Origin of the sequence: Myxococcus sp. CA056 (assembly GCF_013336715.1) — a bacterium.
Lineage (GTDB): Bacteria > Myxococcota > Myxococcia > Myxococcales > Myxococcaceae > Myxococcus > Myxococcus llanfairpwllgwyngyllgogerychwyrndrobwllllantysiliogogogochensis.
Genome location: NZ_JABUMT010000001.1, coordinates 963,875 through 988,418 on the forward strand (window position 1 = coordinate 963,875; position 24,544 = coordinate 988,418).

At 68.2% G+C, this 24,544-nt stretch carries 19 protein-coding genes; 7 read left to right on the forward strand and 12 right to left on the reverse strand.

What is annotated here, in order from left to right; all coding sequences use genetic code 11:
* Positions 1-8: 8 nt before the first annotated feature.
* Entirely contained in the window at positions 9-581 is a 573-nt protein-coding gene (locus HUA76_RS03900) for a TIGR02265 family protein (RefSeq protein ID WP_174456919.1), read from the forward strand.
* A 10-nt stretch (positions 582-591) separates the two neighbouring features.
* Here HUA76_RS03900 and HUA76_RS03905 read toward each other — a convergent pair whose 3' ends face one another.
* The 3 genes from HUA76_RS03905 to HUA76_RS03915 all read right to left on the reverse strand — a co-directional run bounded on the left by HUA76_RS03905 (position 592) and on the right by HUA76_RS03915 (position 3,663).
* Positions 592-1,755, reverse strand: a complete 1,164-nt coding sequence (locus HUA76_RS03905; protein ID WP_141643072.1) for an acetyl-CoA carboxylase biotin carboxylase subunit family protein — start codon at positions 1,753-1,755, stop codon at positions 592-594.
* A gap of 155 nt (positions 1,756-1,910) precedes the next feature.
* Positions 1,911-2,963 (reverse strand): GNAT family N-acetyltransferase, encoded by a 1,053-nt coding sequence (locus HUA76_RS03910; RefSeq protein WP_174460035.1) that lies wholly within the window; start codon positions 2,961-2,963, stop codon positions 1,911-1,913.
* The gene (locus HUA76_RS03915) at positions 2,956-3,663 is read right to left on the reverse strand and encodes a hypothetical protein (protein ID WP_246137801.1); all 708 of its coding nucleotides are present in this window, start codon (positions 3,661-3,663) and stop codon (positions 2,956-2,958) included. Before HUA76_RS03915 ends, HUA76_RS03910 begins: the two co-directional genes overlap by 8 nt.
* Before the next feature lie 357 nt (positions 3,664-4,020).
* On the opposite strand from HUA76_RS03915, the gene HUA76_RS03920 reads away from it, so the two are divergent.
* Together HUA76_RS03920 and HUA76_RS03925 are read left to right on the forward strand one after the other, a co-directional pair.
* Entirely contained in the window at positions 4,021-4,620 is a 600-nt protein-coding gene (locus HUA76_RS03920; RefSeq protein WP_174456921.1) for a PH domain-containing protein, read from the forward strand.
* On the forward strand, positions 4,613-5,407 hold the full coding sequence (locus tag HUA76_RS03925; protein ID WP_174460036.1) for a PH domain-containing protein: 795 nt from the start codon (positions 4,613-4,615) through the stop codon (positions 5,405-5,407). Before HUA76_RS03920 ends, HUA76_RS03925 begins: the two co-directional genes overlap by 8 nt.
* Positions 5,408-5,699: 292 nt before the next feature.
* On the opposite strand, the gene HUA76_RS03930 is transcribed toward HUA76_RS03925, so the two are convergent.
* The 3 genes from HUA76_RS03930 to ettA all read right to left on the reverse strand — a co-directional run bounded on the left by HUA76_RS03930 (position 5,700) and on the right by ettA (position 10,048).
* Positions 5,700-7,340, reverse strand: coding sequence for a LysM peptidoglycan-binding domain-containing protein (locus HUA76_RS03930; protein ID WP_174456923.1), 1,641 nt, complete (start codon positions 7,338-7,340; stop codon positions 5,700-5,702).
* 433 nt (positions 7,341-7,773) lie between these two features.
* A complete protein-coding gene (locus tag HUA76_RS03935; RefSeq protein ID WP_174460037.1) occupies positions 7,774-8,274 on the reverse strand; it encodes a hypothetical protein in 501 nt (166 codons plus the stop codon).
* 94 nt (positions 8,275-8,368) lie between these two features.
* Positions 8,369-10,048 (reverse strand): energy-dependent translational throttle protein EttA, encoded by a 1,680-nt coding sequence (gene ettA / locus HUA76_RS03940; protein WP_141648596.1) that lies wholly within the window; start codon positions 10,046-10,048, stop codon positions 8,369-8,371.
* Positions 10,049-10,294: 246 nt separating this feature from the next.
* Between ettA and HUA76_RS03945 the strand changes: the two genes are divergently transcribed.
* Complete coding sequence (locus HUA76_RS03945; protein WP_174456925.1) at positions 10,295-10,726, forward strand: SprB repeat-containing protein; 432 nt, start codon at positions 10,295-10,297, stop codon at positions 10,724-10,726.
* Between the two features lie 73 nt (positions 10,727-10,799).
* Here the strand turns inward: HUA76_RS03945 and HUA76_RS03950 are convergent, their stop codons facing one another.
* On the reverse strand, positions 10,800-13,796 hold the full coding sequence (locus tag HUA76_RS03950) for a carboxypeptidase-like regulatory domain-containing protein (RefSeq protein ID WP_174460038.1): 2,997 nt from the start codon (positions 13,794-13,796) through the stop codon (positions 10,800-10,802).
* Positions 13,797-14,100: 304 nt separating this feature from the next.
* Here HUA76_RS03950 and HUA76_RS03955 point away from each other — a divergent pair, with 304 nt between their 5' ends.
* From HUA76_RS03955 to HUA76_RS03965, 3 genes are all read left to right on the forward strand, one after another.
* Complete coding sequence (locus HUA76_RS03955; protein ID WP_141649503.1) at positions 14,101-15,042, forward strand: ABC transporter ATP-binding protein; 942 nt, start codon at positions 14,101-14,103, stop codon at positions 15,040-15,042.
* Between the two features lie 87 nt (positions 15,043-15,129).
* On the forward strand, positions 15,130-15,891 hold the full coding sequence (locus HUA76_RS03960; RefSeq protein WP_141648493.1) for an ABC transporter permease: 762 nt from the start codon (positions 15,130-15,132) through the stop codon (positions 15,889-15,891).
* 99 nt (positions 15,892-15,990) lie between these two features.
* Positions 15,991-17,640 carry a serine/threonine-protein kinase gene (locus HUA76_RS03965; protein ID WP_174456927.1) on the forward strand — a complete coding sequence of 550 codons (1,650 nt, stop codon included), beginning with the start codon at positions 15,991-15,993 and terminating at the stop codon, positions 17,638-17,640.
* 27 nt (positions 17,641-17,667) lie between these two features.
* Here the strand turns inward: HUA76_RS03965 and HUA76_RS03970 are convergent, their stop codons facing one another.
* The 5 genes from HUA76_RS03970 to HUA76_RS03990 form a co-directional block, all read right to left on the reverse strand.
* Positions 17,668-19,251 (reverse strand): carboxylesterase/lipase family protein, encoded by a 1,584-nt coding sequence (locus HUA76_RS03970; RefSeq protein ID WP_174456928.1) that lies wholly within the window; start codon positions 19,249-19,251, stop codon positions 17,668-17,670.
* A 326-nt stretch (positions 19,252-19,577) separates the two neighbouring features.
* Complete coding sequence (locus HUA76_RS03975; protein ID WP_174456929.1) at positions 19,578-20,153, reverse strand: imm11 family protein; 576 nt, start codon at positions 20,151-20,153, stop codon at positions 19,578-19,580.
* A 19-nt stretch (positions 20,154-20,172) separates the two neighbouring features.
* Complete coding sequence (locus tag HUA76_RS03980; RefSeq protein WP_174460039.1) at positions 20,173-21,507, reverse strand: AHH domain-containing protein; 1,335 nt, start codon at positions 21,505-21,507, stop codon at positions 20,173-20,175.
* A 103-nt stretch (positions 21,508-21,610) separates the two neighbouring features.
* Positions 21,611-23,041 carry a M20 family metallopeptidase gene (locus HUA76_RS03985; RefSeq protein WP_141648488.1) on the reverse strand — a complete coding sequence of 477 codons (1,431 nt, stop codon included), beginning with the start codon at positions 23,039-23,041 and terminating at the stop codon, positions 21,611-21,613.
* Positions 23,042-23,249: 208 nt separating this feature from the next.
* On the reverse strand, positions 23,250-24,485 hold the full coding sequence (locus HUA76_RS03990; RefSeq protein WP_174460040.1) for a discoidin domain-containing protein: 1,236 nt from the start codon (positions 24,483-24,485) through the stop codon (positions 23,250-23,252).
* Positions 24,486-24,544 lie beyond the last annotated feature (59 nt).

Here is a 24,544-nt window from a genome sequence, read left to right on the forward strand (position 1 = left end):
CGCACGGCGTGAAGTCCGGCAAGCACGTCCCGCTCGAACACCGGTTGGTCTACGTACAGGTCGTGGAGGGTCTCATCCAACACGGCCTCCAGGGCCGCATCTCCCCCCGCCTCAAGACGAGACTGCGCCAGGTGGGCGTCGACGTGGACCGGCCCCTGCTGCCGGCCTACCCCGTGCTCATGTGGGCGCAGTGCCTGCGCGTCATCGCCGAGGAGACCTGGCCCGGCATGCCCCTGGAGGAGTCCTTCCGCCACCTGGCCGCCGCGCACGTGGATGGCTACGGCCGCACCCTCATCGGGCGCGCCGTGTACGGCGTCATGCGGCTGTTGGGCCCGAAACGGCTGGTGCAGCGGATGCCGCAGACCCTGCGCGGCACGGACAACTACACGGAGGTGGAGCTCGTGGAGAAAGGCCCCACCACGTACGAGATGCGGATGAACTCCGTGCTCGACTGTCCCGGCTACTCGGAGTCGCTGTTCGAGCACATGATTCGCGTGGGCGGCGGCGAGTCCCCGAAGGTGACGACGCTGTCCGTGGAGGAAAGCCACACCACCTACCTGCTCACGTGGACGGAGCGCTGACGCGGCGGCGCTAGGCCGTGGCCTGGATGAAGCGCACCGCGTCCCGCATCGCGTCCAGGTCCGTGTGGCGCGTGAGGTACATCTCCTCGCCCAACAGGCTGTGGTAGATGGGCGGCAGCTCGCGGTGGAGGATGAACGCGGACCCGAGCCGCTTCACCACCTCTTCATGCGTGTGTTTGTAGCGACGGCCGTGACGGCGCGCGCTGTGACACACGTGGTAGCGCGGGGTGTAGCGGAAGTCCGCCACCGGGTCCCCCGTCATCACCCGCGCCCAGAGCCGGTACACGTCGATGTCGCACGTGTAATTCATCATGTCGGGGATGAAGCCGCCGGGAGGCCGCAGGTTGGCCTCCAGCACGACGAAGCGGCCATCCGGCAGCCGGAAGAACTCCAGGTGGAACCAGCGCTCGCGCAGACCGAAGGCGGCCACCACCTGCCGGCCGAGCACGTCCAGCGCGGGGGGAATCTCCAGGTGACTCCAGAAGGAGATGTCCCGCCGCTCCACCACCGTCTCCATGCCTCCGTCGCTATACTCGTGGCTGAGGGTGAAGACGATGACGCCGTGCCGGTCGACGATGCCGTCGTACGTGACGATGGTGCCGCGCACGAAGGGCTGCCCCACGTACGTGGTGGGCAGCGGGTGCGCCAGGGCGGCGTCCACGTCCGCGTCGCTGGAGACCTTGAAGGTGTTGGCCGCGCCCACGCCCACGTCGGGCTTGAGCACCAGCGGGTAGCCCACGCGGCTGGCGAACTCCTTCACCTGCGCGGCGTCGCGCACGCGGATGAGGTCCGGGTGGGGCACGCCCGCCTGATGGAAGACCTGCGCCATGCCTGACTTCGAGCGCATGCGGTGGATGTCCGCCGGCTGGAGGCCCGGGACATGGAAGTCCTCGCGCAGGCGGGCTTCGACCTCCAGCCAGGACTCGTTGAGCGAATCGATGCGCTCCAGCCGGCCATGGCGCCACGTGAGGTAGCCGGCCGCGCGCGTGAGGGAGTCTTCGTCGTGCAGGCTGGAGACGAAGTAGTACTCGCGCAGGGAGTCGCGCAGCTCGGGGCGCAGGGACTCATAGGCCGCGTCGCCGATGCCCAGCACCGTGACGCCCCGCTCGCGCAGCGCGGTGACGAAGTGGAAGAAGTGGGACGGGAAGTGCGGAGAGATGAAGACGAAGTTCATGGCTCCTCGGGGCGACAGTCCCGGTACCCATGGACCATAGCGCGATGCGCGCCCGCGCCCACTTCCTTGTCGTCGCCCACCTGTCGCCCCGAGGGGGGCGTGCCCGCCCTCGCCCCGGGACTCGGACCCTGAGCGGGCCGCCCGCTCGGAGTCCTTCAGCGCAGGTGTGTGAAGACTCGCGGGGCGGTGGGCCACTCCACCTCTGGAGATGGCAGCGCGCAAATCACCCGGGTGCCCCCCGCCCAGGGCAGCCACCCCGCCCCGAGCATCAGCCGACTGGACACACACGGCCCCCGGAGCATCACCACGCAGCTCGCCCCCTGCTCCACCATGTCCCGCATGGCCACGCGCAAGAGGCGCTTCTGCTCCGCGCGCGGCACCGACTCGTGGAAGGCGAGCAGGTCCACCAGGGCGATGGTCAGCGGGCCCCGGGCATTCATCTGAAGCGTGTAGAAGTTGACCAATCCTCGCACGGCGCCGTCGCGTTCCAGGACGAGGGTGCGCGGCACGTCCCGGTACTGGAGCTGATGCGCGAGCCGCTCGGGCGTGTATGCGTATCCCAGGCTCACCGACTCCATCATCCGTTCCACCAGCGCCATGCACGCGGGCAGGTCCTCCAGACGATAGGGCCGGATGCCCTCCATTGTGTCCACGGACGGAGCGCTCCCGCGCAGCCACGGCCGCGCGAGCGTGAAGAGCGCGCGCTCGGCCGCCGTCTTGGACCAGCGCGCTACCGCCGCCGCGTCGAAGACGTGAAGCCACATGCCCAGCGTGTCGAAGGCCCGCAGGCCAGGAGTCTTCCTCCAGAAGCGCTCCGCCACACTGCCGTCCTCCATACAGCCCAGCATCAGCAAGGCCCCGCGCTCGCGCTGACGCGAGGACATTGTCTCCGTCAGCTTCTGCCCCACGCCCGTTCCTCGGAACGCGGGGTCCACACTGAGCCAACTCCCGTACGTGCCTTCCACGGTACGAGTCCCCAGCCGGAGCCGGATGGGCTCCGCGAACAGGACTCCCGCCAGCTTCCCGCCCGAGTACGCGGCCAGACGGTACTCTCGCGTCGCGAGCCTGTTGCCGAAGAGAAACCAGTCCAGCATCCGAGGCTGGAAGTCCGTCAGCGGCCCCTGCGCTCCGTAGTATTTGCCCCAGACGCGGTTGACGAACTGGGACGCATCCACCGCGTCCCCTTCGTAGGTCCGCACCTCAACCATGCAGGCGCTCCGACGGAGCGGGGACGCTGGCGGTCTGCGCCGGATGCGGACCGAACAGGTGCGTGTAGAGCGCGCGGGTGGAGGGCGTCAGCGCCTCCCACTCGGGAAGATGGATGCGCTCCGACTCCACGAGGACCTTCGAATAGAGCGCCTCGTAGACGCGCTTCACCTTGCCCGGGGCGATGGCATCCACGTCGAAGGCGGGCACCAGGCCCACCAGCTTGAAGCCCTGGTTCTCCGCGTTGCGCTGCGCGCGCGCCGTCTTCAGCGTGGAGTAGTAGAGCACCACCTCCGCGCCGATGTTGCGGCCCACGATTTCCAGCGCCGCGGTGCCCAGGAAGCCGATGCCCAGCCCGCGCCGCGAGGGCTCCAAGACACCCAGGGCCGCGGAGAGCTGCAACCCGCGCACGTTCCGCTCCATCGTCAGCAGGCCGATGATGTCCCCGCTCGCGCGGTCACGCACGAGGATGCCGTACAGCGAGCGGTCCGGAGACTCACCTCGCAGGAAGAACTCCCGCTCGTAGAACGAGGGCTCCAGGTGACGACTCTCCGTGCCGACCCGGATGTCCGGATACCAGCTCTCCAGCAGGGCCGTCAGTCGAGGGAGGTCCTCCCGCGCGAGCTGCTCCGCGGAGCAGCCCTCCGGTGTTTCAATCCCCGACAACATCTCCTCGAGACTCAGCCAGCGCATCAGGTTCATGCGCGCCACGGTAGGGTGCGCGGATGCGGAGCAAAGACCCGCGGGCCGGAATCCTCGCGGGTCTGTTTTTGATGAATCAGCCCTGGCCCGCAACCGTGACGTGCCCCACAGGCAACACGTCTCGGAGTGGGGCACCGCCGAAGCGGCCTCTCGACTTCTCAAGGACCGCTGTCCATGAGCCGACGAGCCCACGCCTCGCAAGGCGCCGCACGCGAGTCTCGGGCGCGGTGGCCTGGTGGACGCAGCCTCATCCCGGGGGACATGACGGCACAGGTGGACCAGCGTATGAAATGGGTGTCGCGCCCACACGTTGAGAACAGACAGCGATTTCCGGAGGAGCACCCAGGTGAGCCCTTCATGACTCTCGGCGGTCCCGTGACATCCCCGCCCGGACCCCAGCCCGCGCTCGTGCCCGCGCGGCCCGCCTCGCCGTGGAAGCTGCCCACGGTGCTGCAGCCACACTCGAGCCTGCTCACCAACTACCTGCTCGGCTCGCTGCTGGCGGGACCTGGGTTCCCCATCCTCGCGCTCTTGCGCTACTTCAAGTTCCGCACGCTGCGCTACGAGCTGGACGAGGAGGGCATCACCATGCGGTGGGGCATCCTCTTCCGACGCGAGGTGTCCCTCACCTATGCGCGCATCCAGGACATCCACCTGTCCAGCCATGTCGTGGAGCGGTGGCTGGGACTCGCGCGCATCCAGATTCAGACGGCGAGCGGCAGCGCCCAGGCGGAAATCACCATCGAGGGCATCCAGGACTTCGAGGCGATGCGCGACCTGCTCTACTCGAAGATGCGCGGCACCCGGGACCGGGGCTCCGCCGTGGCGAAGTCTTCCGCGCTGGCGACAGGTGAGTCGGAGGCGCTGACGGCCGCGCTGCGCGAGGTCGCCGCCGAGGTCCGCGCGCTCCGTCAGGAACTGGGCGCGCGCACCGCGAAGGAGCAGGCGGATGAGTGACGTGCCCCATGCATGGCTCCTGCGGTTCTTGAAGGTGGACCCCGAGCCCCAGCTTCCCGAGGGCACGGTGCGCGTGTTCCGCGCGGCGCCGCAGTACCTGCTCTATCGACGGGTGCTGCTGGGGTTCAAGCATGTGGTGGCCGTCGTGGGCGCGGTGGTGGCATGGGCCTTCCTGAACCAGATGCTCACGCCCATGCTTCGCGGCCTTCCCGCCACGACGCTCGTGACGACGCTCATCTACGCGGTGGAGGTCGTCGCGTGGCTGGGCTTCCTGGTGCTGGTGCTGCCCTTGAGCTTCTTCGTGGTCCGGCTCGACTACGAGCTGCGCTGGTATGCGCTGACGGACCGGAGCCTGCGCGTCCGCGAGGGCGTCATGTCGCTGCGGGAGAAGACGATGACCTTCGCCAACATCCAGCAGATCTCCATCCAGCAGAACCCCGTCCAGCGGGTGCTGGGCATCGCCGACGTGAAGGTGGAGACGGCGGGCGGAGGCAGCGGCTCGCGCTCCCGCGAGTCGGACACGGACATGCAGGAGCACCTGCACGAGGCCCGCTTCCGGGGCGTGAGCAACCCCGAGGCGATTCGCGACGCCATCATGGAGTGCGTGCGGCAACACCGGGACACCGGCCTGGGCGAGCCCTCGGAGCTGGCCACGAGTCCGGAGCCCACAGTCGCGCCGGCTCCGTCGACACTGGAGGCGGCGCACGAGGTGCTTGCCGAGGTCCGCGCGCTGCGAGGCACGCTGGCGGAGCGACCGGCGGCGCGCGCGACTCCTCGGGCCTCGTGAGCGGCTCGATTGGCCATTGCGCCGGCGGGGCCGCCTTCTCGCCGCGCACGACTCCTCGGGCCTCGTGTGCGTTACCCCTGCCCAACGGAGCCAGCGGCGCGCGCGACGCCTCGCGCCTCGTGAGCAGCAACCTTGGCCAGTGTGCTGGCGGGACCGCCCTCTCGCCTCGCTCGACTCCTCGGAACTCGTGAGCGGTGCCGACGAGCCACTCCGCTCCAGTTCGTGGACATGAAGAAGCCCGGTCGGCCACCTGGGCCGCCGGGCTTCTGTCCTTCCGCGCGTCAGGCGACGACTACGCGTTGGGGCGAATCATCGACACGTCGAACTGGCGGCCGACGACGTAGCCCGTGCGGGGCCCCGGGCGGGTGAGGCCGCCGGTGTTCTCGTCGACGTAGAAGCGGTTGTTCGGGTTGGTGTCCGCGCCACGGCTCTGGTTGCGCGTCGCCGGGTCGTTGAACGTGTAGTAGGTGCGGCCCTGCTGGTCCACGCCACGACCGGTGATGACGACGAAGTGGTCGGTGATGCCGTCGGCGTTGCCCACGTTGGCGGTCGACTTGTGGTTGACGCCCACGACGACCGGCTTGCCCGCGGCCAGCTGCTGGTCGATGTAGTTCCGGCCGCGCTCCGCCGCCTGGCGGTCCACGGTGATGCCGTTGGGGCCCTCGCCCGTCGCGACCTGGATGCGGCGGGTGACGTCCGTCACGTTGGCGCCGCTCTGCCGAGCCATCGCCGTCGCCGCGCGGAAGCACGCCTTGTCACCAGCGCGCTCCACCTGGCTGGCGTCGTACTGGCTGATCCACGGGGTGCGCGTCTGCACGGCCGCGCGGTCCGTCGTCGCCGCGACGCGCTCGGTGTCGTTGAGGTTCGTCGGCGTCGCGCCGTTGGTCGTGGTGGCGGGGCGCTCGGAGGCCGGGCGCGGCGTGGGCGCGGCCGTGGGGCGCTCGGAGGCCGGGCGCGGCGTCGGGGCGACCGTGGGGTTCTCCGAGACGGGGCGCGGCGTGGGCACCGGGACCTGGCCCTGAGGAACGCCGTCGGCCTGCGTCGTACCGGAGCGATAGCCACGCGCATCCAGCGCCGTGACGAGCGCCGTCTCGCGGCGCGTCTGGTCGGCGCGCAGGCGGGACTCGCTGTGGTTGAAGCCAGCGGCGCGCAGGACGCCCTGGTCGTTGCGGTACGCGTTCACGCGCGCATCGATGAGCGAGTCGCGGGTGACGCCGCGCGGGTCCTGCGCCAGCCGGGGCATCTCACGGTTGATGAAGTTCTGCGCGGCGCGAGGCGACTGGGTGTGCAAATCGAAGTACGTGGACGCCAGCAGCGCGTTGTTCGGGTCCAGACCCGCGGCGCGGGCGGCGGCCTCGTAGCGCGGCGTGGCGTTGGTCAGCTCGCGGTTCCAGATCTGGTCGGCCTGCTGCGGGGTGTTGGCGCCCGTGCCCTGGTAGGAGAACGAGCCACGGTTGTGCGCCGCGTTGCCCGGGTCCGTGTGGCCGCCGTAGCTGGCCGTGAAGGAGCCGTCCGGACGGCGGTTGCCCTCGGAGGTGCCGACGACGATGGCCGCCTCGGAGTTGGAGCCGCCGCGGGTGAAGGCGCCCAGGTCCTGGATGTTGCGGTAGCCGTTGTTCGTCCCCGACGCGTTGGGGGACGTCAGGCCCGCCGCCGCGGTGGTGCCCGCGTCAAAGGTGTCGCCGGGATTCTGCCGCGCGCCCACGTTGGTCTGCGTGGGGTTGGCCGTCGTGCCCTCGAACCCGTCGCGGGCCGAGGGAAGCTGGATGGTCGTCCCCGCCCGAATCCGGTTCGGGTCGGCGATGTTGTTGAGCTGGGCCAGCGCATCCACGGTGGTGCCGTTCCGGGCGGCGATCTTGCTGAGCGTGTCGCGCTCCCGGATGCGGTAGCTGTTGCTGTTGTCCCTGTTGCTGACGTTGTTCCTGACAGTCATGTGGATGGCTCCCTATGAGGTCCGAGGCGCCCCTCCCCAATTGCTGCCACCCGGGAGGGCATCCACAGACACCTCCCGGATTTTCAAGATCATCCGCGAAAAGTTGCGAACCCACCGAACTTCGCCCTGCCCCAGAGGGAGCGCTACAACCCCGCACGGGCTGTCCGCCTGTTAATGCAACGCGTTAATCCAGTAGACCCGGAGAGCCCGTGACCAATCCGTCACAATTCGCGTTCAACCTCACGACTATTTTTTGATCAAACTGATGCAATCAATTGCGGGCCGGGAGTCTGGGCTGACCACGAGGGTGTCTGTCCTGAAGACAACAATGCCCCGCCGGCCGGAGCCAGCAGGGCACTGTGATTGAAAAGATTCCGTACTGCGGTACTCACGTCAGCGCGGCTTCGGACGTGGGAATCCGCGGGGCTTCCGGCTACTGGCAGTTCGCGGGCTCCTTGCAGGAGTACGTGCGGGTGATGCTCATGCGGAAACCATCCGTGCGGTTGGGACCCAGCGGGACGCAGGTGCCCAGGGAGTCAGAGATGGCGCAGCCACCCGCCGGGCACCTCGCGGCCACGGTGGAGGTCAGCAGGCTGCGCGCCTGGGTGGCCGCGGCGCCACAGGTGGCCCCTTCACCGGACCGGGTCGCCGTGTAGCGCGTCGTGCCGCAGGTACACGCCGGCGGACAGTAGGTGCGCACGCCGTCGCACTCCACCCAGCCACCGTTGTCAGGGCCCGAAGTACAGCCTGTCGTCGGAGAGGAGCACGTCACCGGCGTCCCGCTCGGACACGTCTGCTCCACACTGCAGAGCGCGGCCTCGGACGTCTCCAGCGAGCCATTCTCCTCGCCGCTCACGTCCCCCGCGTTGCAGGCCGCCAGGCCCAGCGCCACGGCAATCACTCCACTCCACATCCATCCGAGTCGAAGGTTCATTCCCCAACGGTAGAACCGCCAGTGAACCTTCATCAACCCCCGAAAAACCGGGCCTCCGCTCCCTCTGGGAGAGAGCGGAGAGATTCCCGTCTGACTAGTTCTTTGAAATGGGGCGGTAGCGGATGCGGTGCGGCTCCAGGGCGTCGGGGCCCAGGCGCTTCTTCTTGTCCGCCTCGTAGTCCTGGAAGTTGCCCTCGAAGAAGAACGCCTTGCTGTCGCCCTCGAAGGCGAGGATGTGCGTGGCGATGCGGTCCAGGAACCAGCGGTCGTGGCTGATGACCACCGCGCATCCGGCGAAGCTCAAGAGCGAGTCCTCGAGGCTGCGCAGCGTCTCCACGTCCAAATCGTTGGTGGGCTCGTCGAGCAGGAGCAGGTTGCCGCCGCTCTTGAGCATCTTCGCCAGGTGCACGCGGTTGCGCTCGCCGCCGGACAAGTCCTTCACGCGCTTCTGCTGGTCCTGACCCTTGAAGGCGAAGCCCGCCAGGTACGCGCGGCTGGGCACCTGCCCCGCGCGGCCCAGGTCCAGGTGGTCCAGTCCGCCGCTGACCTCCTGGAACACGCTGTTGTCGCCGTTGAGCGCGTCGCGGCTCTGGTCCACGTAGGCCATCACCACCGTCTCGCCAATCTTCAGCTCGCCCGCGTCCGGCTTCTCCGTGCCCGTCATCATCCGGAACAGCGTCGTCTTGCCCGCGCCGTTGGGGCCGATGACGCCCACGATTCCGCCCGGCGGCAGCTTGAAGTTCAAATCGTCGATGAGCAGCCGGTCACCGTACGCCTTGCGCAGCCCCTTGGCCTCCACCACCAGGCCGCCCAGCCGGGGGCCGGGAGGGATGATGACCTCGCCGGTGGCCTCGCGCTTGTCCTGCGTCTGGTTGAGCATCTCCTCGTACGCGGAGATGCGCGCCTTGCTCTTGGCCTGACGGGCCTTGGGCGACTGGCGCACCCACTCCAGCTCGCGCTTGAGCGTCTTCTGCCGCTGGCTCTCCGACTTCTCCTCCAGCTCCAACCGCTTCTGCTTCTGCTCCAGCCAGCTGGAGTAGTTGCCCTTCCAGGGCACGCCCTCGCCGCGGTCCAGCTCCAGAATCCACTCGGCCGCGTTGTCCAGGAAGTACCGGTCGTGGGTGATGCAGACGATGGTGCCCTTGTACTCCTTGAGCGCGACCTCCAGCCACGCGACGCTCTCCGCGTCCAGGTGGTTGGTGGGCTCGTCGAGGAGGAGCAGGTCCGGCTTCTCCAGCAGGATTCGGCACAGCGCCACGCGGCGCTTCTCACCGCCGGACAGCTTCGTCACGTCCGCGTCGCCCGGGGGCAGGCGCAGCGCGTCCATGGCCATCTCAATCGTGCGGTCCAGCTCCCACCCGTTCGCCGCGTCGATGGCGTCCTGGAGCCGACCCTGCTCGGCGAGCAGCTTCTCCATCTCCGCGTCGCTCATGGGCTCGGCGAACTTCGCGCTCACCTCGTTGAAGCGGTCCAGCGAGGCGCGAATCTCCTTCAGCCCCAGCTCCACGTTGCCCTTCACGTCCAGCGAGGTGTCGAGCTGCGGCTCCTGCGCCAGATAGCCGACCTTCGCGGTCGGGTCCGGCTTCGCCACGCCGAAGAACTCCGTGTCCACGCCAGCCATGATGCGCAGCAGCGTCGACTTGCCGGAGCCGTTCGGGCCGATGACGCCAATCTTCGCGCCCGGGAAGAACGACAGGTAGATGCCCTTGAGGATCTCCTTGCCATTCTTGACCTTGCGCAGGTCCTGCATCGTGAAGATGAAATTCTGGGCCATCTGGGGCTTCCTGCTCTGGAGCGGGTGGGGGCTCGCGGATACCAGGGTGGAACAGCGCACTCAAGGCGAGAGAGTCCCGCGGTCACCCACCCTCTCTGCACCGGACGTCCGCCGCGAAGCACCCGGGCCCTCGTCAACCGCGCCTTCGGTCCGCACTGAACGATTCCATCAATATCCAGTCTTCATTGAATTGTTTGAATTACACACTTAGCCTCCCGCCTTCATCCCGTTGCCCTGGAGGCAGTCATGAAGGTTTCGCCGAGCGTCCATCTCCCCCTGGTCCTGGCCGCGGCCATGCTGTCGGTGGCCTGTGGAGGCGCGCTGGAAGAGGGGCCCGACGAGGTGGAGGAGACGGCCATTGCCCAGGGTGAGCAGGCCCTGGCGCCGCTGGCCTCGAGCATCTCGTTGTGCACCCCGCAGGGCGCCACCAGCCCCACCGCCTTCCCGTCGTTCCGGTGTCTCGGAAACGCCAGCGGCGGCACGCCCCCGTACAGCTATTCGTGGACGGGCGTCACGCACAGCCTCGTCACCTCGTGGACCACCAACGCGACGAGCTCGCGGGTCAGCGGGCTCTGCGACCCGGACGTCACGGCCCGGGTGGAGTTCACCGTCACCGACTCGCTGGGCGCCACGGCCTCCGCCACCCGGTCCTTCTTCTGCTTCGTCGTCGTGCCCTGACGCGCACACCGCGCACCGCCCCCGAGGTGTAACCCCCGGAGGCGGTGTCGGTCCGCTTCACCTCACCCGAGACTCAGAACGGGCACGGGTCGGCGGGCGTCCACCCGGAGATGCCCGCGTTGCCCAGGACGTTGGGCTGGTGCGGCGTCGTGCTCAGCCAGAAGTTCTGGTACGTGCGCTTGGCGTGGGGCATGCGCCGGAACGGCGAGCACACCGCGAAGTAGATGCTGCCCCGCTCCTGGAAGTCGTTGTTCGTGCCCGCCAGGCTCCAGTACCGCCAGCTCAACTGGTTCTCACGCGTGCTGTGGCAGGCGCGGCATGACGGCCCCTGCACCTGGAGGTACTCGTTCGTCTTGCCAGCCAGCGCCCAGTTGGGCTGCACGTAGGTGGAGTTCTGCGTCGCGGAGGGCAGCGTGGCCCCGCCGTACCAGCCCTGCACCAGCTCCTGGATGGTCGTCGTCACGTTGGTCTCCAGCACCGCCTTGTTCAGCTCCCGGAACTGCGCCTCCTGGCTCGCGCGGGAGAACGGGAAGATGCCGCTGACGGGCGGCGATTCGATGGTGGAGTAGCGATAGCTCTCCAAGTCGAACGGGATGAAGCGGGCGTTGAGGTCCCCGCGCGGGTCCGCGGAGAACGGGTCTCCGCCATGGCAGACGTTGCACAGATGGGGCACGTACTTGTCGCCGTTGCCGTCCAGGTCCGCGCGGTCCACGCGGTTGCCCACGGCGTCGAAGACGTAGAACTTCGTGTACTGCGCGCCCGGCAGCGTCGGATGAGGGCTGTACTCCATGGCCACCGTGGCGATGGGCGCCACGTTGGCGGTGGCGAAGTCCACGCTGGCGTGGTTCGTCACATAGAAGGCCCGGTTCGCTCCCGCGCGCTTCATGTGCATGCTGCGCCCGAAGCCCAGGTCCCCGTTGTTGAAGTAGTAGGCCGTGGCGTCGTCCGCGCCGAAGCCGTTGAGCGTCTTCCACGTGGCCAGCGTCAGCTTCGCGCTGCCCGGGTCGATGGCCGCGTAGTAGGCCGCCGCCGTCACCGCGGAGCCATCGCCGTAGTTGTTGAGGAAGTCCGTGCCGGTGGGCACGCCCAAGGTCAGCGTCACGTCCGACGTGCAGACGGAGTACGGATAGGGCACCGTCAAGTCGTTGGTGCCCGCGTTGCCCGGCCCCGTGGTCGGGTTCACCGTCGCGGTGCTGATGACCAGCCCGTTGGAGTCGAGCACCTCGATTTTGATGACGGTGCTGGCCGGCAGTCGGGTGACGGCGTTGAGCGCCGCATCCAGGGTGGTGGTGTACACGGTGGGGGTGATGGTCCCGTTGGGGATGGTGAGGCGCACCGTCAGCGGCACCGGCAGCCGCCCGGTGTCGATGTGCACGCGCATGCAGTCCGCGCCCGTGGAGACGATGTCCGCGTTGAACACGGAGAAGTGCGGCACCGCGCCCACGTACGAGTCCCCCTGCAGGAACAGCGTGCCCTCCTCGCCCCATACGCCCTTGCTCTCGTCGTAGAACCACAGCGGCATGGACTCGGGCAGGCCCGCGGGCAGCTCCGCCTGCCTCGGGTCCACGGGGAAGAACACCTGCGCGGGCGTCTCCTTGCGCAGGTTGAAGCGACGGCCCTCGTCATCGAAGATGTTGACGTCCAGCGCGCCGAAGCTCGTCAGCGTCACCACGTTGCCCTCTTGGGTCACCGCCGACAGGTCTCCGGGCATGCGGCCCTCCGGGTCCCTCAGGTCCACCGGCGCGAGCCACGCCGTGAGCGGCTGGTTCGCCGGATTGCCTTCCGCATCCACCAGCGAGTTGGCCTGGAGCCTGAGCACCACGGGGCGCTGGTCGCCCGACACGCTCGCCTCCAGCGTCATCTCCTCTTGCGGAATCAGCGTGAAGCGCTGCGCGGGCACCAGCCGGTACTGCCCGTCCGGCGCCTGGTCCAGCAGCACGCGAGACAGGAGCTGGAAGCCGGTGGCGCGCACGTTGAGCACGTACCGCGCCGACTCCTCCACCATGAGCTGGAAGCCGCCCCGAGCGTTGGTGATGGCCTCCTTGTTTCCCACCGTCACCCGCGCACCGGCCACCGGCTGGTTCAGCGCGTTGAGCACCTGCCCACCGAAGTACGCCACCGGCCCCTGCGTGCTCACGCGCACCTCGCTCGTCGCCACGCCACCACGTCCGTCGGAGGCCACCGCCCAGACGCTGAAGCGCCCCTGCGCCGAGGGCAGTGTCCACAGCACGTCCGCGTTGGGCTGCGCCGACACCGCGCCCGAGCCCGCGGACGCCACCCAGCGCCACGTGAGCGCGTCACCATCCGAATCGCTCGCCAGCGCCGTCAGTCGCAGCGTTTCACCCGGCTGCGCGTTGCGCAGCGCCTGCGTGCCCCGCCACGCCACCGGCGCGCGCAGCACCGGCCGCGCGTTGCGGAACGTCAGGTCCCGCCGCACCACGACGCTGCCCACCTGCACCGACGCCGCCGCAAGCTCCGCCTCCACCCGCGCCACCACGTTCCAGCTTCCCGCCGGCGCATCACCCACCGCGTACTGGCCCAGGGCGTTGACCTGCACCTCCGAGGACACCGTGGCGTTGGTGGCCGGATTCACCAGCCGCACCCGCGCCGCGACATTCACGCCCAGGAAGTTGTTGCGCGACAGGGGCACCGAGCCATCGCGCAGGAGCGCCCGTCCCCACACCAGCGGCCGCACCGGCACCAGCGGCAGGTGGATGGGCATGACGAACGTCTCGTCCGCCAGGCTGAAGTTCGTCGTCTGGCATCCGCTCACGAAGCCCGGCGCGCTCCAGCACAGCCGGTACGTTCCCGCCGGCTGACGCGGCACCCCGAAGAAGCCATGCACGTCCGAGAACACGTGCACGCTGTCCACGCTGGTCGCGACATTGCGCACCCACAGCTCCACGTTGGGCAGGTACACCCGCCCCGCCCAGCCCGACCCGAAGGCCTGCGTGTAGACGTGGTTGTGCACCTCCGCTCCATCGTTCTGCGCCGCCTGCGCCACACCGCGTGTCGTGTCCGCGCGAACAGGCGCGGCCGGCTCCCGACTGCACGCCACCGCGACCACCATCGCACTCAAAGTGAAGAACGCCCGCGCACTCGCGCGTTGCAGACCTGGCATGAGGTACCCCCAGCTTCCGTTGGAAGACTCCCGGTTTCGGGCGCCGCGTCCCTCGGGGGACTCCCGCGCCTCCCCACCTCCGGGCCGGCGTGGAGGCTCAACCGTGTCAAAACAAGAACATTGTGGAAAGCCACTATTTCATGACGCGAGCCGCCACGCGGAGTGTGACCCGGCGCGACCCGCGGCGGACGCGTCTCACGGCGGGGCAGGGAGTTCTGACGGCGAAGGTCCGAGGTGTTAGGAGAAGCGCGCCATGTCGACGCCCACTCCCGCCCTCGAGCTCACGGGGCTCACCAAGCGCTACGGTGACTTCACCGCGTTGCAGCAGATGGACCTCACCATCCAGCCCGGAGAAATCTTCGCGTTGCTGGGGCCCAACGGCGCGGGCAAGACGACGATGATTGGCAGTGTGTGCGGCCTGGTCCGCAAGACGGCCGGCACCATCCGCGTCTTCGGGAAGGATTTGGACCAGGACCCGGTGGGCCCCCGCTACCAGTTGGGCCTGGTGCCACAGGAGATCAACTTCGACCCGTTCTTCACCGTCGCGGAGTCCTTGCGCATCCAACTGGGCTTCTACGGGCAGCGCCAGGACGAGGCCCGGGTGGACGAGGTGCTCACCGCCCTCAACCTGCACACCAAGAAGGACTCGCTCACGCGCGCGCTCTCCGGCGGCATGAAGCGCCGGCTGCTCATCGCCAAGGCGCTGGTGCACAAGCCCAAGCTCGTCTTCCTGGACGAGCCCACCGCGGGCGTGGACGTGGAGCTGCGCCGCGACCTCTGGACGTACGTGCGCAAGCTCGCCTCGGAGGGCACCACCATCCTTCTCACCACCCACTACCTGGAAGAGGCCGAGGAGCTGGCGGACCGGGTGGGCATCATCAACGAGGGCCGCCTGCTGATGGTGGAGAACAAGGCCACGCTCTTGCGCCGCTTCGGCGAGAAGCGCGTGGTCGTCACCTTCCAGGAGCCGCAGACGACGCTGTCGGAGGCCACGCGCCGCTTCACGCCGCGCCTGTCCGAGGACGGCCGCTCGCTCACCTACGTGGAGCGCGAGGGCGTGGCCCCCGCCGGAGACCTGCTGCGCGTGCTGTACGCGGAAGGGCTGCCCATCGCCGACGTGGAGACGCGTCGCTCCCGCCTGGAGGACGTGCTGCTGGAAGTCCTCCGGGGACGTCCCTCGCCCCAGGCCGCCTGACCCCCTTCCCTTCTTCCGCGCCCCCGCCCCACCGCGAGGCCCGTCACGGGCGCGCGAAGGCGGCGTGCGCCACGCAAAGACACCACCATGAACGTCCTCGGGATGCAGACGCTGTTCGTGAAGGAGGTCCGGCGCTTCATGCGAGTGCCGGGGCAGACCGTCCTCTCACCGCTCATCAGCACCACGCTGTACTTCATCGTCTTCGGCTACAGCATCTCCGGCCGCGTCCACGAGGTGGAGGGCTCGCCCTACCTGCACTTCATCGTGCCGGGCCTCGTCTTCCTGGGCATCGCCAACAACGCATTCCTCAACAGCTCCTCGTCCCTGTTCATCACCAAGATTCAGGGCACGGTGGTGGACCTGCTGGTGGCGCCCCTGGGGCCCGGGGAGCTGATGGCGGGCTTCATCGGCGGCGCCATGGTGCGCGGCCTCGTCGTCGGCGGCCTGACGTGGGCCGTGGCGGGCGCCTTCACCGGCTTCAGCCTGGAGCACGCGTGGGTGGCCGTGTACTTCCTGCTCATCGCCTCCTACGTCTTCAGCGTGCTGGGCATGCTCGCCGCCGTGTGGGCGGAGAAGTTCGAGCAGATCAACTTCTTCCCCACCTTCGTCATGCTGCCGCTCACGTTCCTCGGCGGCGTCTTCTATTCCGTGCGCGAGCTGCCCGCGCCCTGGAACACCATCAGCCTCTTCAACCCCATGGTCTACATGGTGGAGGGGCTGCGCTACGGGATGCTCGGCCGCAGCATGTACTCGCCCCTGTTCGGCGGCGGCATCCTCGCCGGCGTCGCCGTGGTGGCCACCGTCGTCGTGTACTTCGTGCTCCGCTCGGGTTACAGGATGAAGGCGTGAGTCCCACCCAGACCTTCACTGTCCCGTGTCAATGTGGGGTGACAGCCGACCGGTCATTTCCCGCACGGTGAGAAAGGGAGATATTCTCCCGAGCACATCATGGCGGTGCCATTCGGTAAGTACGAGTTGCTGCGGAAGATTGCCTCGGGAGGCATGGGACAGGTGTTTCTGGCCCGTGAGCACGGAACGGGCTTCGAGCGGCTGGTGGTCCTCAAACTCATCCTCCCGCACCTCGCGGAGGATGATGAGTTCCTCTCCATGTTCCTGGATGAGGCCGGGCTGGTGGCCCGCCTCACCCACCCCAACCTCATCACCATCCTCGACCTGTCCCAGATTGAGGGTCGGCACTGCCTGGCCATGGAGTACGTCCAGGGTGACGATGTGCGTCGTCTGGAGAAGTTCTCCCGGGCGCAGAACAAGCCGATGTCGGTGGGATTGATTCTGCGCGTCATCGCGGATGCCGCGGCGGGTCTCCACTACGCGCACCAGGCGCGGGACGTCCAGGGCCGGCCCATGCGGCTGGTACACCGCGACGTGTCACCGCAGAACATCCTGGTCGGCTTCGACGGAGGCGTGAAGGTCATCGACTTCGGTGTGGCCAAGGCTGCCACCAGCAGCGCCAACACGGCGACGGGCGTCCTCAAGGGCAAATACCCCTACATGTCCCCCGAGCAGGCGAGCGGCCTGGCCATCGACGCGCGCAGTGACTTGTTCGCGCTGGGCGTCGTCATGTGGGAGATGCTGACGGGCAAGCGGCTCTTCAAGGGTGACTCGGACTTGATGACGCTGCGGCTGGTGAAGGACTGCCAGGTTCCGCGCCCCTCGCAGCTCAACCCCAAGTTGCCGCCGGGCCTGGACGAAGTGGTGCTCAAGGCGCTGGCGCCCACGCCGGACGAGCGCTACCCGGACTGCGGCGCCTTCCGGCTGGCGCTGGAGGACTACACGCTCAACCTGCGGCTGCCCTCCAGCAGCGCGCACCTGTCGGCGTACCTGCGGGAGCTGTACGCGGACCGCATCTCCACGGAGACGGACCCGGCGAAGCTGGACCAGCTCGCGGAGGACGCGGACCTGGACTCGCGCTCCAACTCGTCGCTCAGCGGCGTGGGGGGCCCGGGAGGGCGCACGTCCGCATCTCGGCAGCAACCTCGCAACGTCACGCCGGGGACGCGCTCGCGGCAGCAGCTGGCGGCCGCCGTCGGAGGCCCCGTGGTGCAGGACCGCACGCGCGGCACCGCGCCCATGGAGCGCGCGCCCAGCGCGGAGGTGCGTCGCATTCCGTGGGTGCCCGTCGTCGCGGCGGGCGCGGGGTTGCTGGTGGCGGCCGCGGCCGTCATCTTCCTGCGCGGACCGGCGGGCGCGGCGACGCTGCCGGAGAAACCGCCGACGCAGACGCAGCAGGTGCACGTGGAGCGCGAGCTGCCCCCGACTCCACCCAAGCCCACGCCGGAGCCGGTGAAGATGGTGGAGCTGCCCGTCATCACCGAGCCGCCCGGCGCCACGGTGAGCATCGCCGGCGAGGAGCGCGGCGTGACGCCCATGAAGCTGGAGCTGGAGCAGGGCGCGCCCATGGTGGCGGTGACGCTGGCGCTCAACGGCTACGAGCCGGTGACGCGCGAGGTCTCCGCCGCGGACGACGAGCTGCGGCTGGAGCTGCGGCGCCAGGGCGGCAAGTCCCCTGGCACCACGAGCACCAAGCGCCCCGGGAATTCCCAGCAGGGTGGGAACCTGGGCATCAAGACGGGCCGCTGAGGCGGCGGCCCGGGTCCGCGGGCCCTCTTAGGGGGTGGCCTGCGGACGCGACTTGCCCTTCGCGGCCGTCGACGACGTCGACGAAGTCGAAGACGCCTTCGGCAGCGCGGGCGGAGGCGGCTTGGCGAAGGAGTCGATGAGGGGCATGACCATCTGGGCCACGTCCAGGATGGGCCCCTCGAAGTTGTCCACCATCCTGACGGTGGTATCCAACCTCAAGAGCTTGTCGCTCTCCGCCGTGTGCTCGTTCCAGGCGACGCCGCCCACGGGCCCTGGCGTGCCGGTGCGCAGGAACTGGACAAGGGAGTCCACCAGGTTGCTGGTGAACTTCCGGTCCTCGTCCCCGAAGAGGTCTCCCGTCGGCGGGACGTGGTCCGCCGTCTCCAGGAAGAAGGAGACATCCCCGCCGTGGGGCACGCCCAGGGGCTGCCGGGGCGCGAGCACCTTCGCGCGGTACTCGAAGTAGTAGCGCCAGGCGTGGGCCCCATGGTGGGAGTGGAAGGACGCCAGGTGGCGCGGCGTGACGGAGAAGACGAAGTCGCGGCACATCCGCCGGCCAATCTCCCGGTCGTCATTCACGTCGGGGTAGAGCTGGCGAATCATCTCGCCCAGGGGGCCCAGCTTCTCGATGATGGTGGCCGGGTCGATGCCGAACGAGGACACCACGCTCGAGTCATCGCTCGTGCTGCCGAGGATGAGCGGCAGCTTGAGCTGCGAGCCCGCCTCGAAGCTGGCGCGAATCGTCTGGGGGAGCACCGAGTCCCCGTAGATGGGGCTGGGCGCGTTGCCGCTGTCCGAGGGGAGCGCCCAGAACTTCTCCGGGTCCAGCTTGCGCAGCTTCTCCATGGTGGCCTGCTGCCAGGGGACGCCCTGATGGTGGGCGAAGGCCACGCCCGCGAGCTTCGCGTCGGCCACGGACTTCTCCTGGAGCACGTAGGAGCTCATGGCCACGCCGCGGCGGAAGGGGTTCTTCTCCCGGATGAGCGGCGAGGTGAAGAACGCCAGCACGCTCTTGGCGCCGGCGGACTGGCCCATGATGGTGATGTTGCTGGGGTCTCCTCCGAACTGGGCGATGTTGTTCCTCACCCACTCCAGCGCGAGCATCTGGTCCAGGATGCCGAAGTTGGCCGGGCCGCCCGGGTTCTCCTTCTCCAGCTCCGGGTGCATGAAGAAGCCCAGGTGTCCCAGGCGGTAGTTGAAGGTGACGAGCACCACGTCGCGGGCGGCGAGCTGCGTGCCGTCATAGGGAGGCACGCGGCCCGTGCCGATGATGAAGGCGCCGCCGTGAATCCAGAACAGCACGGGCAGCTTCGCGCCCGGGTCCGTCTTGGGTGTCCAGACGTTGAGGTAGAGGCAGTCCTCGGCCATCTTCCCGGGGTCACCGCCGCCGCCCGCGATGCAGGCCTCGCGCGACTGGAGCGCGGAGGGACCGAAGTCGAGCGCCTCGCGGGGGCCGGACCATGCGGGGATGCGCTCCGGCGCGCGCCAGCGGAGGCTGTCCACGGGCGGCTTCGCGTAGGGGATGCCCTTGAAGACGGAAACCTTCCCTTCCACCTTGCCTATCAGCTGGCCTTCCTTGGTGGTGACCGGGGGCGTCTTGATGACATTCATTGTCTGGCTCCGTTGGGGGTGAATGGGGACGTGTCCACGTGCGGGGGCACACGGTCGGAGCCGGGAGAGGGACTACCTGTCGAGGAGCAACGCGAGCGAATCGCCTGACCACCGTCCGGGTGGGGTGCGTGACATAGAATTACGCCGCAATGTCTAGCAACCCGTGTGGCGAGAGGTTCAGCCCAAGCGCGGGTTATGAAACAGAGCCGGTGTGACGCACCTCCCTGGGGGCCCTGGCGACTGTCGGCAGAAGCGCGGAGAGGGTGCCCCGTGGGGCGCGTGTGTCGTCTGAATGTGACACTTCCGGTGAGGCCCGCACCCTCCGCTCAGACTTCCTCGAACTTCGCCCCTGTGACCTTGGCGCGTTCCATGGCGAGCTTGATGTCCTCGGAGACGATGAGGGCGATGGACCAGCCCCAGGTGCGGAAGACCTTCGCGCCGCCCAGCTTCGTGAGGTCGATGCGCATCCCGTCGACGCTGCGGTACTGGCCCAGCTTGTCCGGCCGCTCATCCTCGGGCTTCCAATACAATGCCTCTTCCGAGGCTTCGTCATCGATGCACCGGATCAGCTTCGTGGCGACGAGCATGACATGTTGTTCCGGGCGACCTTCGACATCGACGGGAATCAATTGCACATCATCGGGCGCCAGCTCCGCGAAGAGGTTGGCCACTCGGACATGGACAATGGGAGCCATGCCAACTCCCGCGGTACAGAAATCCAACCACTTTCCAGGATCACTGATGGGAAACTTCAGGCGACCCGCAAGCTCGATGGGCCGCCCCCGGGCGAACTGCCAGATGTCTTCGACCTCGGTGCCCGTCTCATCGAGCGGGTCTCCCAGGTACCAATACCCACCCCGCACGTCTTCTCTGAGCCTGAAATACCGCGACGGATTCGACATGGCGGACTTCCTAGATTCCTCACCGGTCTTGAGTCAAAAGCCTGTGGATTTTAGTTCCCTGGGTCTGCGCTTCTCTGGCGAGATCGCGTAGCGCATCCAACAGGGCCTTCCGGCAATCTTCCACCTTGCGGCACTCTCCCAATGATTCCTTCAGTCGATCATGGACGTACTCGTGATAGCGCTGCGGATGCGGCCCCTTGTGGCCCACGACTTCAACAACGTTCTCGGGGTCCTTCAACTTCATCCCAGCCCTTGCGAACAGCTTCCTGAACCTTGGCGTCCAGGGTCCTCCGCGCGCGGCGGAGACGTCGTTCTTGTTCGTGGAGATGTGATGACGCTCGCTACGCCCTCCCCGGCTCGCCATGGCCACGGCGTTCGGGGCCAGCGCGATGGTGAACCCCTCGGCAGTCAAGGCGACCGAACTCACGCTGCCCACGGCCGCGTACTGGAAGCCTGCTTGGGACTCCACGGCCAGGGCCGCTTGGGCGGAGCCCGGCAGTCCCACTGACTTCGCCGCCAGCCCCGCTGTGCTCCCAATGGCCACTGTGGCCAGCATGACGAAGACGCGCGCCGCGTTCTCCCCGAGCACCTCGCCGTACGCCTCACCCGCCGCATGGAGTTGCTCGAAGCTCGTCGCCCTATCCACCTGGCGCACCAGCGTCAGCCACCCATCCAGCATGCTCCACACCATGTCCACGCCCAGGTAGGCGATGAGGCAGGCCGTCAAGGTGGCCGCTACGCCTTTACTCACCGGCTCGGGCAGCGACCACAAGAGCAGGTACATCGTCGCGGAGGCGGCGATGCCAGCCACGACTGCCTGGGGGTCCGTCATGCCCTCCAGTGCTTCGGAGGTCTCCTCCCACACCGAGTCCATGGCGATGGCCAGGGCCCACGTGTACTTGCCATCGCTGGCCAGCAGGGGGCCCTCGTCCAGCAGGCGCAAGCAATCCCCAGGTCGGTCCTTCCGCTTGCACCACTGGCCGTAGGCACGCGTCAGCGCTTCATCCGCGTAGTCCTCCAGCAGGCGGGGGCCATCCACATCCCCTCCACGCTGGGGGATGAGTCGCGAGGAATCACGCTCATACCCATACACTCCACTCCGGGACGGAACGCCGAAGCGCTCCCGCGCGACCTGCATGGGATTGCGAGAGGGAGGAACATCCCGTGCCAGCTCGGTGAGGGCCTCCTCGAATTCGTCGTCTTCGAGTACCGCCGCACTCACTTCCGCGTCAGGCTCCTCGCGAGGAGTGACGAGGAAGGAGTCCTCCCCGGTCTCCAGCCGCACGACTCGGCCCGTCGCGCACCCAGTGACAGCCATCAACAGGAGCAGCGACACCACCCAACGAAGCGTCATGGTAGGCCCTGGCGAGAGGCCCGCGGCGAGGCGGGCACCCCCGGCAATACCAGACGACACTGACAGGCGACCCGAGGCGTACCCCAGGCCACCTGGGTCCACGTCAGCGCTTGAAGTGGTCCGCGATGACGCTGGCCACGCAGCACGTCAGCTTCTTGCCGGTGGGGACATGCAGGAACTCGTTGGGGCCGTGCGCGTTGCTGCCCGGGCCCAACAGACCGGTGATAAGGAATTGCGCCTCAGGGAAGCGCTCACCCAGCATGCCCATGAAGGGGATGGTGCCACCCTCGCCCATGGCCATGGCCGGCCGGCCGAAGTACGTGCCTGACGCGGACTCCACCGCGCGCGACAGCCAGCTCGCGAGCGGCGGCGCATCCCAGCCAACGCTGGCCTTGTCACCCTCGAAGCTCACCTTCGCGCCGTACGGCGGATCCTTCTCCAGCGCGTCCTTGAGCGCCTTCTGCGCCGACTTCGGCTCCAGCCTCGGAGGAATGCGCATGGACAGCTTCACCGTGGTGAAGGGCCGCAACACGTTGCCCGCGCTCTGCAGCGGAGGCATGCCGTCCACGCCCGTCACCGACAGCGCCGGGCGCCACGTGCGGTTGAGCACCAGCTCCCCGCCGTCGTCCGACATGGGCCGCATGCCCGGCATCCACGGGAACTTGCCGAAGACCTCTTCGCCCAGCACCTTCGCCGCCGCGCTCGCCTGCTCGCGCCGCTCCTTCGGAATCTCCACGTGCAGGCCCTGCACCGTCACACGGCCCGTGCCCTCCTCCTCCACCCTCGACAGCACCTGGCGCAGCACGCGGAAGGACGAGGCCACGATTCCGCTCGCGTCTCCGGAGTGCACACCCTCCGTGAGCACATCCACGCGCAGGTTGCCCGCCACCATTCCGCGCAGCGACGTCGTCATCCAGAGCTGGTCGTAGTTCGCGCAGCCTGAATCCAGGCACACCACCAGCGACGGCTTGCCGATGCGCGGCGCCAGCGCCTCGATGTAGGCCGGCAAGTCGTAGCTGCCGCTCTCCTCGCACGCCTCGATGAGCACCACGCAGCGCGCGTGCGGCACGCCCTGCTCGCGCAAGAGGCGCAGCGCCGTCAGCGACGCGAAGGCGGAGTAACCATCATCCGCGCCACCACGGCCGTAGAGCTTGTCACCCTCGCGCACGGGGGCCCACGGCGTCAGGCCCTCACGCCAGCCCGTCATCTCCGGCTGCTTGTCCAGGTGGCCGTACATCAGCACGGTGTCGTCGCCGCGCGTGCCGGGCACTTCCATGTAGATGACCGGCGTGCGGTCCTTCCCCTGCTCGTCCTTGAGGCGGATGACCTCCAGCGTGAGGCCGGGCAGGTGCGGCGCCTGCGCGCGGCACCACTCCGCGACGAGCTGCACGGCGGCTTCCATGTGCCCGGCCTTCACCCAGTCCGGGTCGAAGGCAGGCGACTTGTTGGGGATGCGGATGTAGCGCTCGAGCGCCGGGAGGATTTCCTTCTCCCAGATGCGGTCGGAGGACTCGGTGGCGGTCTGGACATTCATGGCCGCGATGCTGAGCACGGGACGCCGCCCCTGTCGACACCGACAAACCCCAACTGAAGCCGGTAGCGCCTCGCCCCACCGGCCCCGCCCGCGCCTGTCCTGATGGCCTCCATCTGTGGGCCTGTCGAAAAGCCAGCCCACGAACCAAGGGCGCGAGGAGCCACCGCCCCTCGCGCCCTCCTGGAAGCACCGCGTCAGCGCCTGGGCGTCACGGCTGGATTTCGCGGACCGTCAACCACTTGAAGTCCACGTCGGTGGCGTTGTCCCAGCGGAACGTGGCGATGGGACCTCCCCACGTAATCGGCATGGCCCCGGTGGCGCCGCCGCAGTGCTGCGCATCACCGCCCCAACTGCCCGAGTCGACCATGTCGTAGACCTTCTTCCACGTCACCTTGTCGGCGTTCTCGTTGACGTACATCTCCAGCCGCACGGCCTCCTTGCCGCTCACGGTGGTGTTGCGCATCACCGCCTTGAAGCCCACCCAGCGACCCTTCAACGCCGACGTCGCCGTCTTGTAGGAGGCCTGCTCGTAGGAGACGTGCCACGTCTCCTTCTGCCAGCGCGCGCGGCCGTCATAGTGCAGGCCCGCCTTGTAGCTGCTGCCCTCGCAGCCGGAGTGGTCGTCGTTGTGCTTGCCGCCGCGCGCGTACCAGTCGAAGTTGTCCTTCGCATCCGACGTGGCGTTGAGCTTCACGAAGCCCGTCATCTCCACGTTGCGCCAGTCATTGGCCGCCTGCATGTAGCCCCGGCTCGCCAGCACGTCCCGGTCATACGTGGGAATCTTCCGGTCGTCGTAGCCGGTGGAGGTGTAGACGAGCAGCCGCACCGCGCTGTTCTTCATCTTCCACGAACCATCCGAGTTACGGGTGATGGTCTTCTGCGGATTGAAGCGCGCATCGGACGTCGCGTTGTCCGCCAGCGCCCACGCCTCGCCCCCGCTCTTCGAGGGGTAGAGCATCGTCACACCGAACTTGTCCTTGCCCGTGGGCTGCGGCGTCCCGGTGTCGGTGGTGATGGCCGAAAGCTCGGAGATGCTCGCCCAGGTGTTCATCGTGCTGCCATTGACGGTGATGCGCACGTAGCGCGCGTTCACCGGCGAGAAGGAGACGCGCTCGAACGCCGTGCTCTTTCCGGACGAACTGCCCGAGGACACCTGCGTCCAGGAGGAGCCATCCGTGGAGGTGGAGATGACGTAGTGACTGACGCGCTCGTTGCCTCGGAACCAGGCGATGTCCACCGCGCTCACCGACTTCACTGCGCCCAGGTCGCCACGAAGCCACTGTCCCACGCCATCGCTGGACCAGCGCGTGGCGGTGTTTCCATCGATGGCGTTGGCAGGCACGTTGCCGTCATGCCCGCTGGCGGTGACAGCGACGAAGCCGCCGGCGGCCAGCACGGGCGTGGAGAGCGCGAAGGCCATCAGCGCGAGCGCACCGCACGGCATGCGCCAGCGAAATCCCAGCCGGGATGAGGTCCTGTGGTGTGGATTCAAGTTGCTACCTC

Excerpts from the sequence above, each read along its gene's own strand:
- HUA76_RS03970 (WP_174456928.1), bottom strand. The coding sequence starts at position 19,251 with ATGAATGTCATCAAGACGCCCCCGGTCACCACCAAGGAAGGCCAGCTG.
- HUA76_RS03990 (WP_174460040.1), bottom strand. The coding sequence starts at position 24,485 with ATGCCGTGCGGTGCGCTCGCGCTGATGGCCTTCGCGCTCTCCACGCCC.
- HUA76_RS03965 (WP_174456927.1), top strand. The coding sequence starts at position 15,991 with ATGGCGGTGCCATTCGGTAAGTACGAGTTGCTGCGGAAGATTGCCTCG.
- HUA76_RS03955 (WP_141649503.1), top strand. The coding sequence starts at position 14,101 with ATGTCGACGCCCACTCCCGCCCTCGAGCTCACGGGGCTCACCAAGCGC.
- HUA76_RS03930 (WP_174456923.1), bottom strand. The coding sequence starts at position 7,340 with ATGACTGTCAGGAACAACGTCAGCAACAGGGACAACAGCAACAGCTAC.
- HUA76_RS03945 (WP_174456925.1), top strand. The coding sequence starts at position 10,295 with ATGAAGGTTTCGCCGAGCGTCCATCTCCCCCTGGTCCTGGCCGCGGCC.
- HUA76_RS03915 (WP_246137801.1), bottom strand. The coding sequence starts at position 3,663 with ATGAACCTGATGCGCTGGCTGAGTCTCGAGGAGATGTTGTCGGGGATT.
- HUA76_RS03920 (WP_174456921.1), top strand. The coding sequence starts at position 4,021 with ATGACTCTCGGCGGTCCCGTGACATCCCCGCCCGGACCCCAGCCCGCG.
- HUA76_RS03975 (WP_174456929.1), bottom strand. The coding sequence starts at position 20,153 with ATGTCGAATCCGTCGCGGTATTTCAGGCTCAGAGAAGACGTGCGGGGT.
- HUA76_RS03910 (WP_174460035.1), bottom strand. The coding sequence starts at position 2,963 with ATGGTTGAGGTGCGGACCTACGAAGGGGACGCGGTGGATGCGTCCCAG.
- HUA76_RS03980 (WP_174460039.1), bottom strand. The coding sequence starts at position 21,507 with ATGACGCTTCGTTGGGTGGTGTCGCTGCTCCTGTTGATGGCTGTCACT.
- HUA76_RS03960 (WP_141648493.1), top strand. The coding sequence starts at position 15,130 with ATGAACGTCCTCGGGATGCAGACGCTGTTCGTGAAGGAGGTCCGGCGC.
- HUA76_RS03985 (WP_141648488.1), bottom strand. The coding sequence starts at position 23,041 with ATGAATGTCCAGACCGCCACCGAGTCCTCCGACCGCATCTGGGAGAAG.
- HUA76_RS03905 (WP_141643072.1), bottom strand. The coding sequence starts at position 1,755 with ATGAACTTCGTCTTCATCTCTCCGCACTTCCCGTCCCACTTCTTCCAC.
- HUA76_RS03950 (WP_174460038.1), bottom strand. The coding sequence starts at position 13,796 with ATGGTGGTCGCGGTGGCGTGCAGTCGGGAGCCGGCCGCGCCTGTTCGC.
- HUA76_RS03925 (WP_174460036.1), top strand. The coding sequence starts at position 4,613 with ATGAGTGACGTGCCCCATGCATGGCTCCTGCGGTTCTTGAAGGTGGAC.
- HUA76_RS03935 (WP_174460037.1), bottom strand. The coding sequence starts at position 8,274 with ATGAACCTTCGACTCGGATGGATGTGGAGTGGAGTGATTGCCGTGGCG.
- ettA (WP_141648596.1), bottom strand. The coding sequence starts at position 10,048 with ATGGCCCAGAATTTCATCTTCACGATGCAGGACCTGCGCAAGGTCAAG.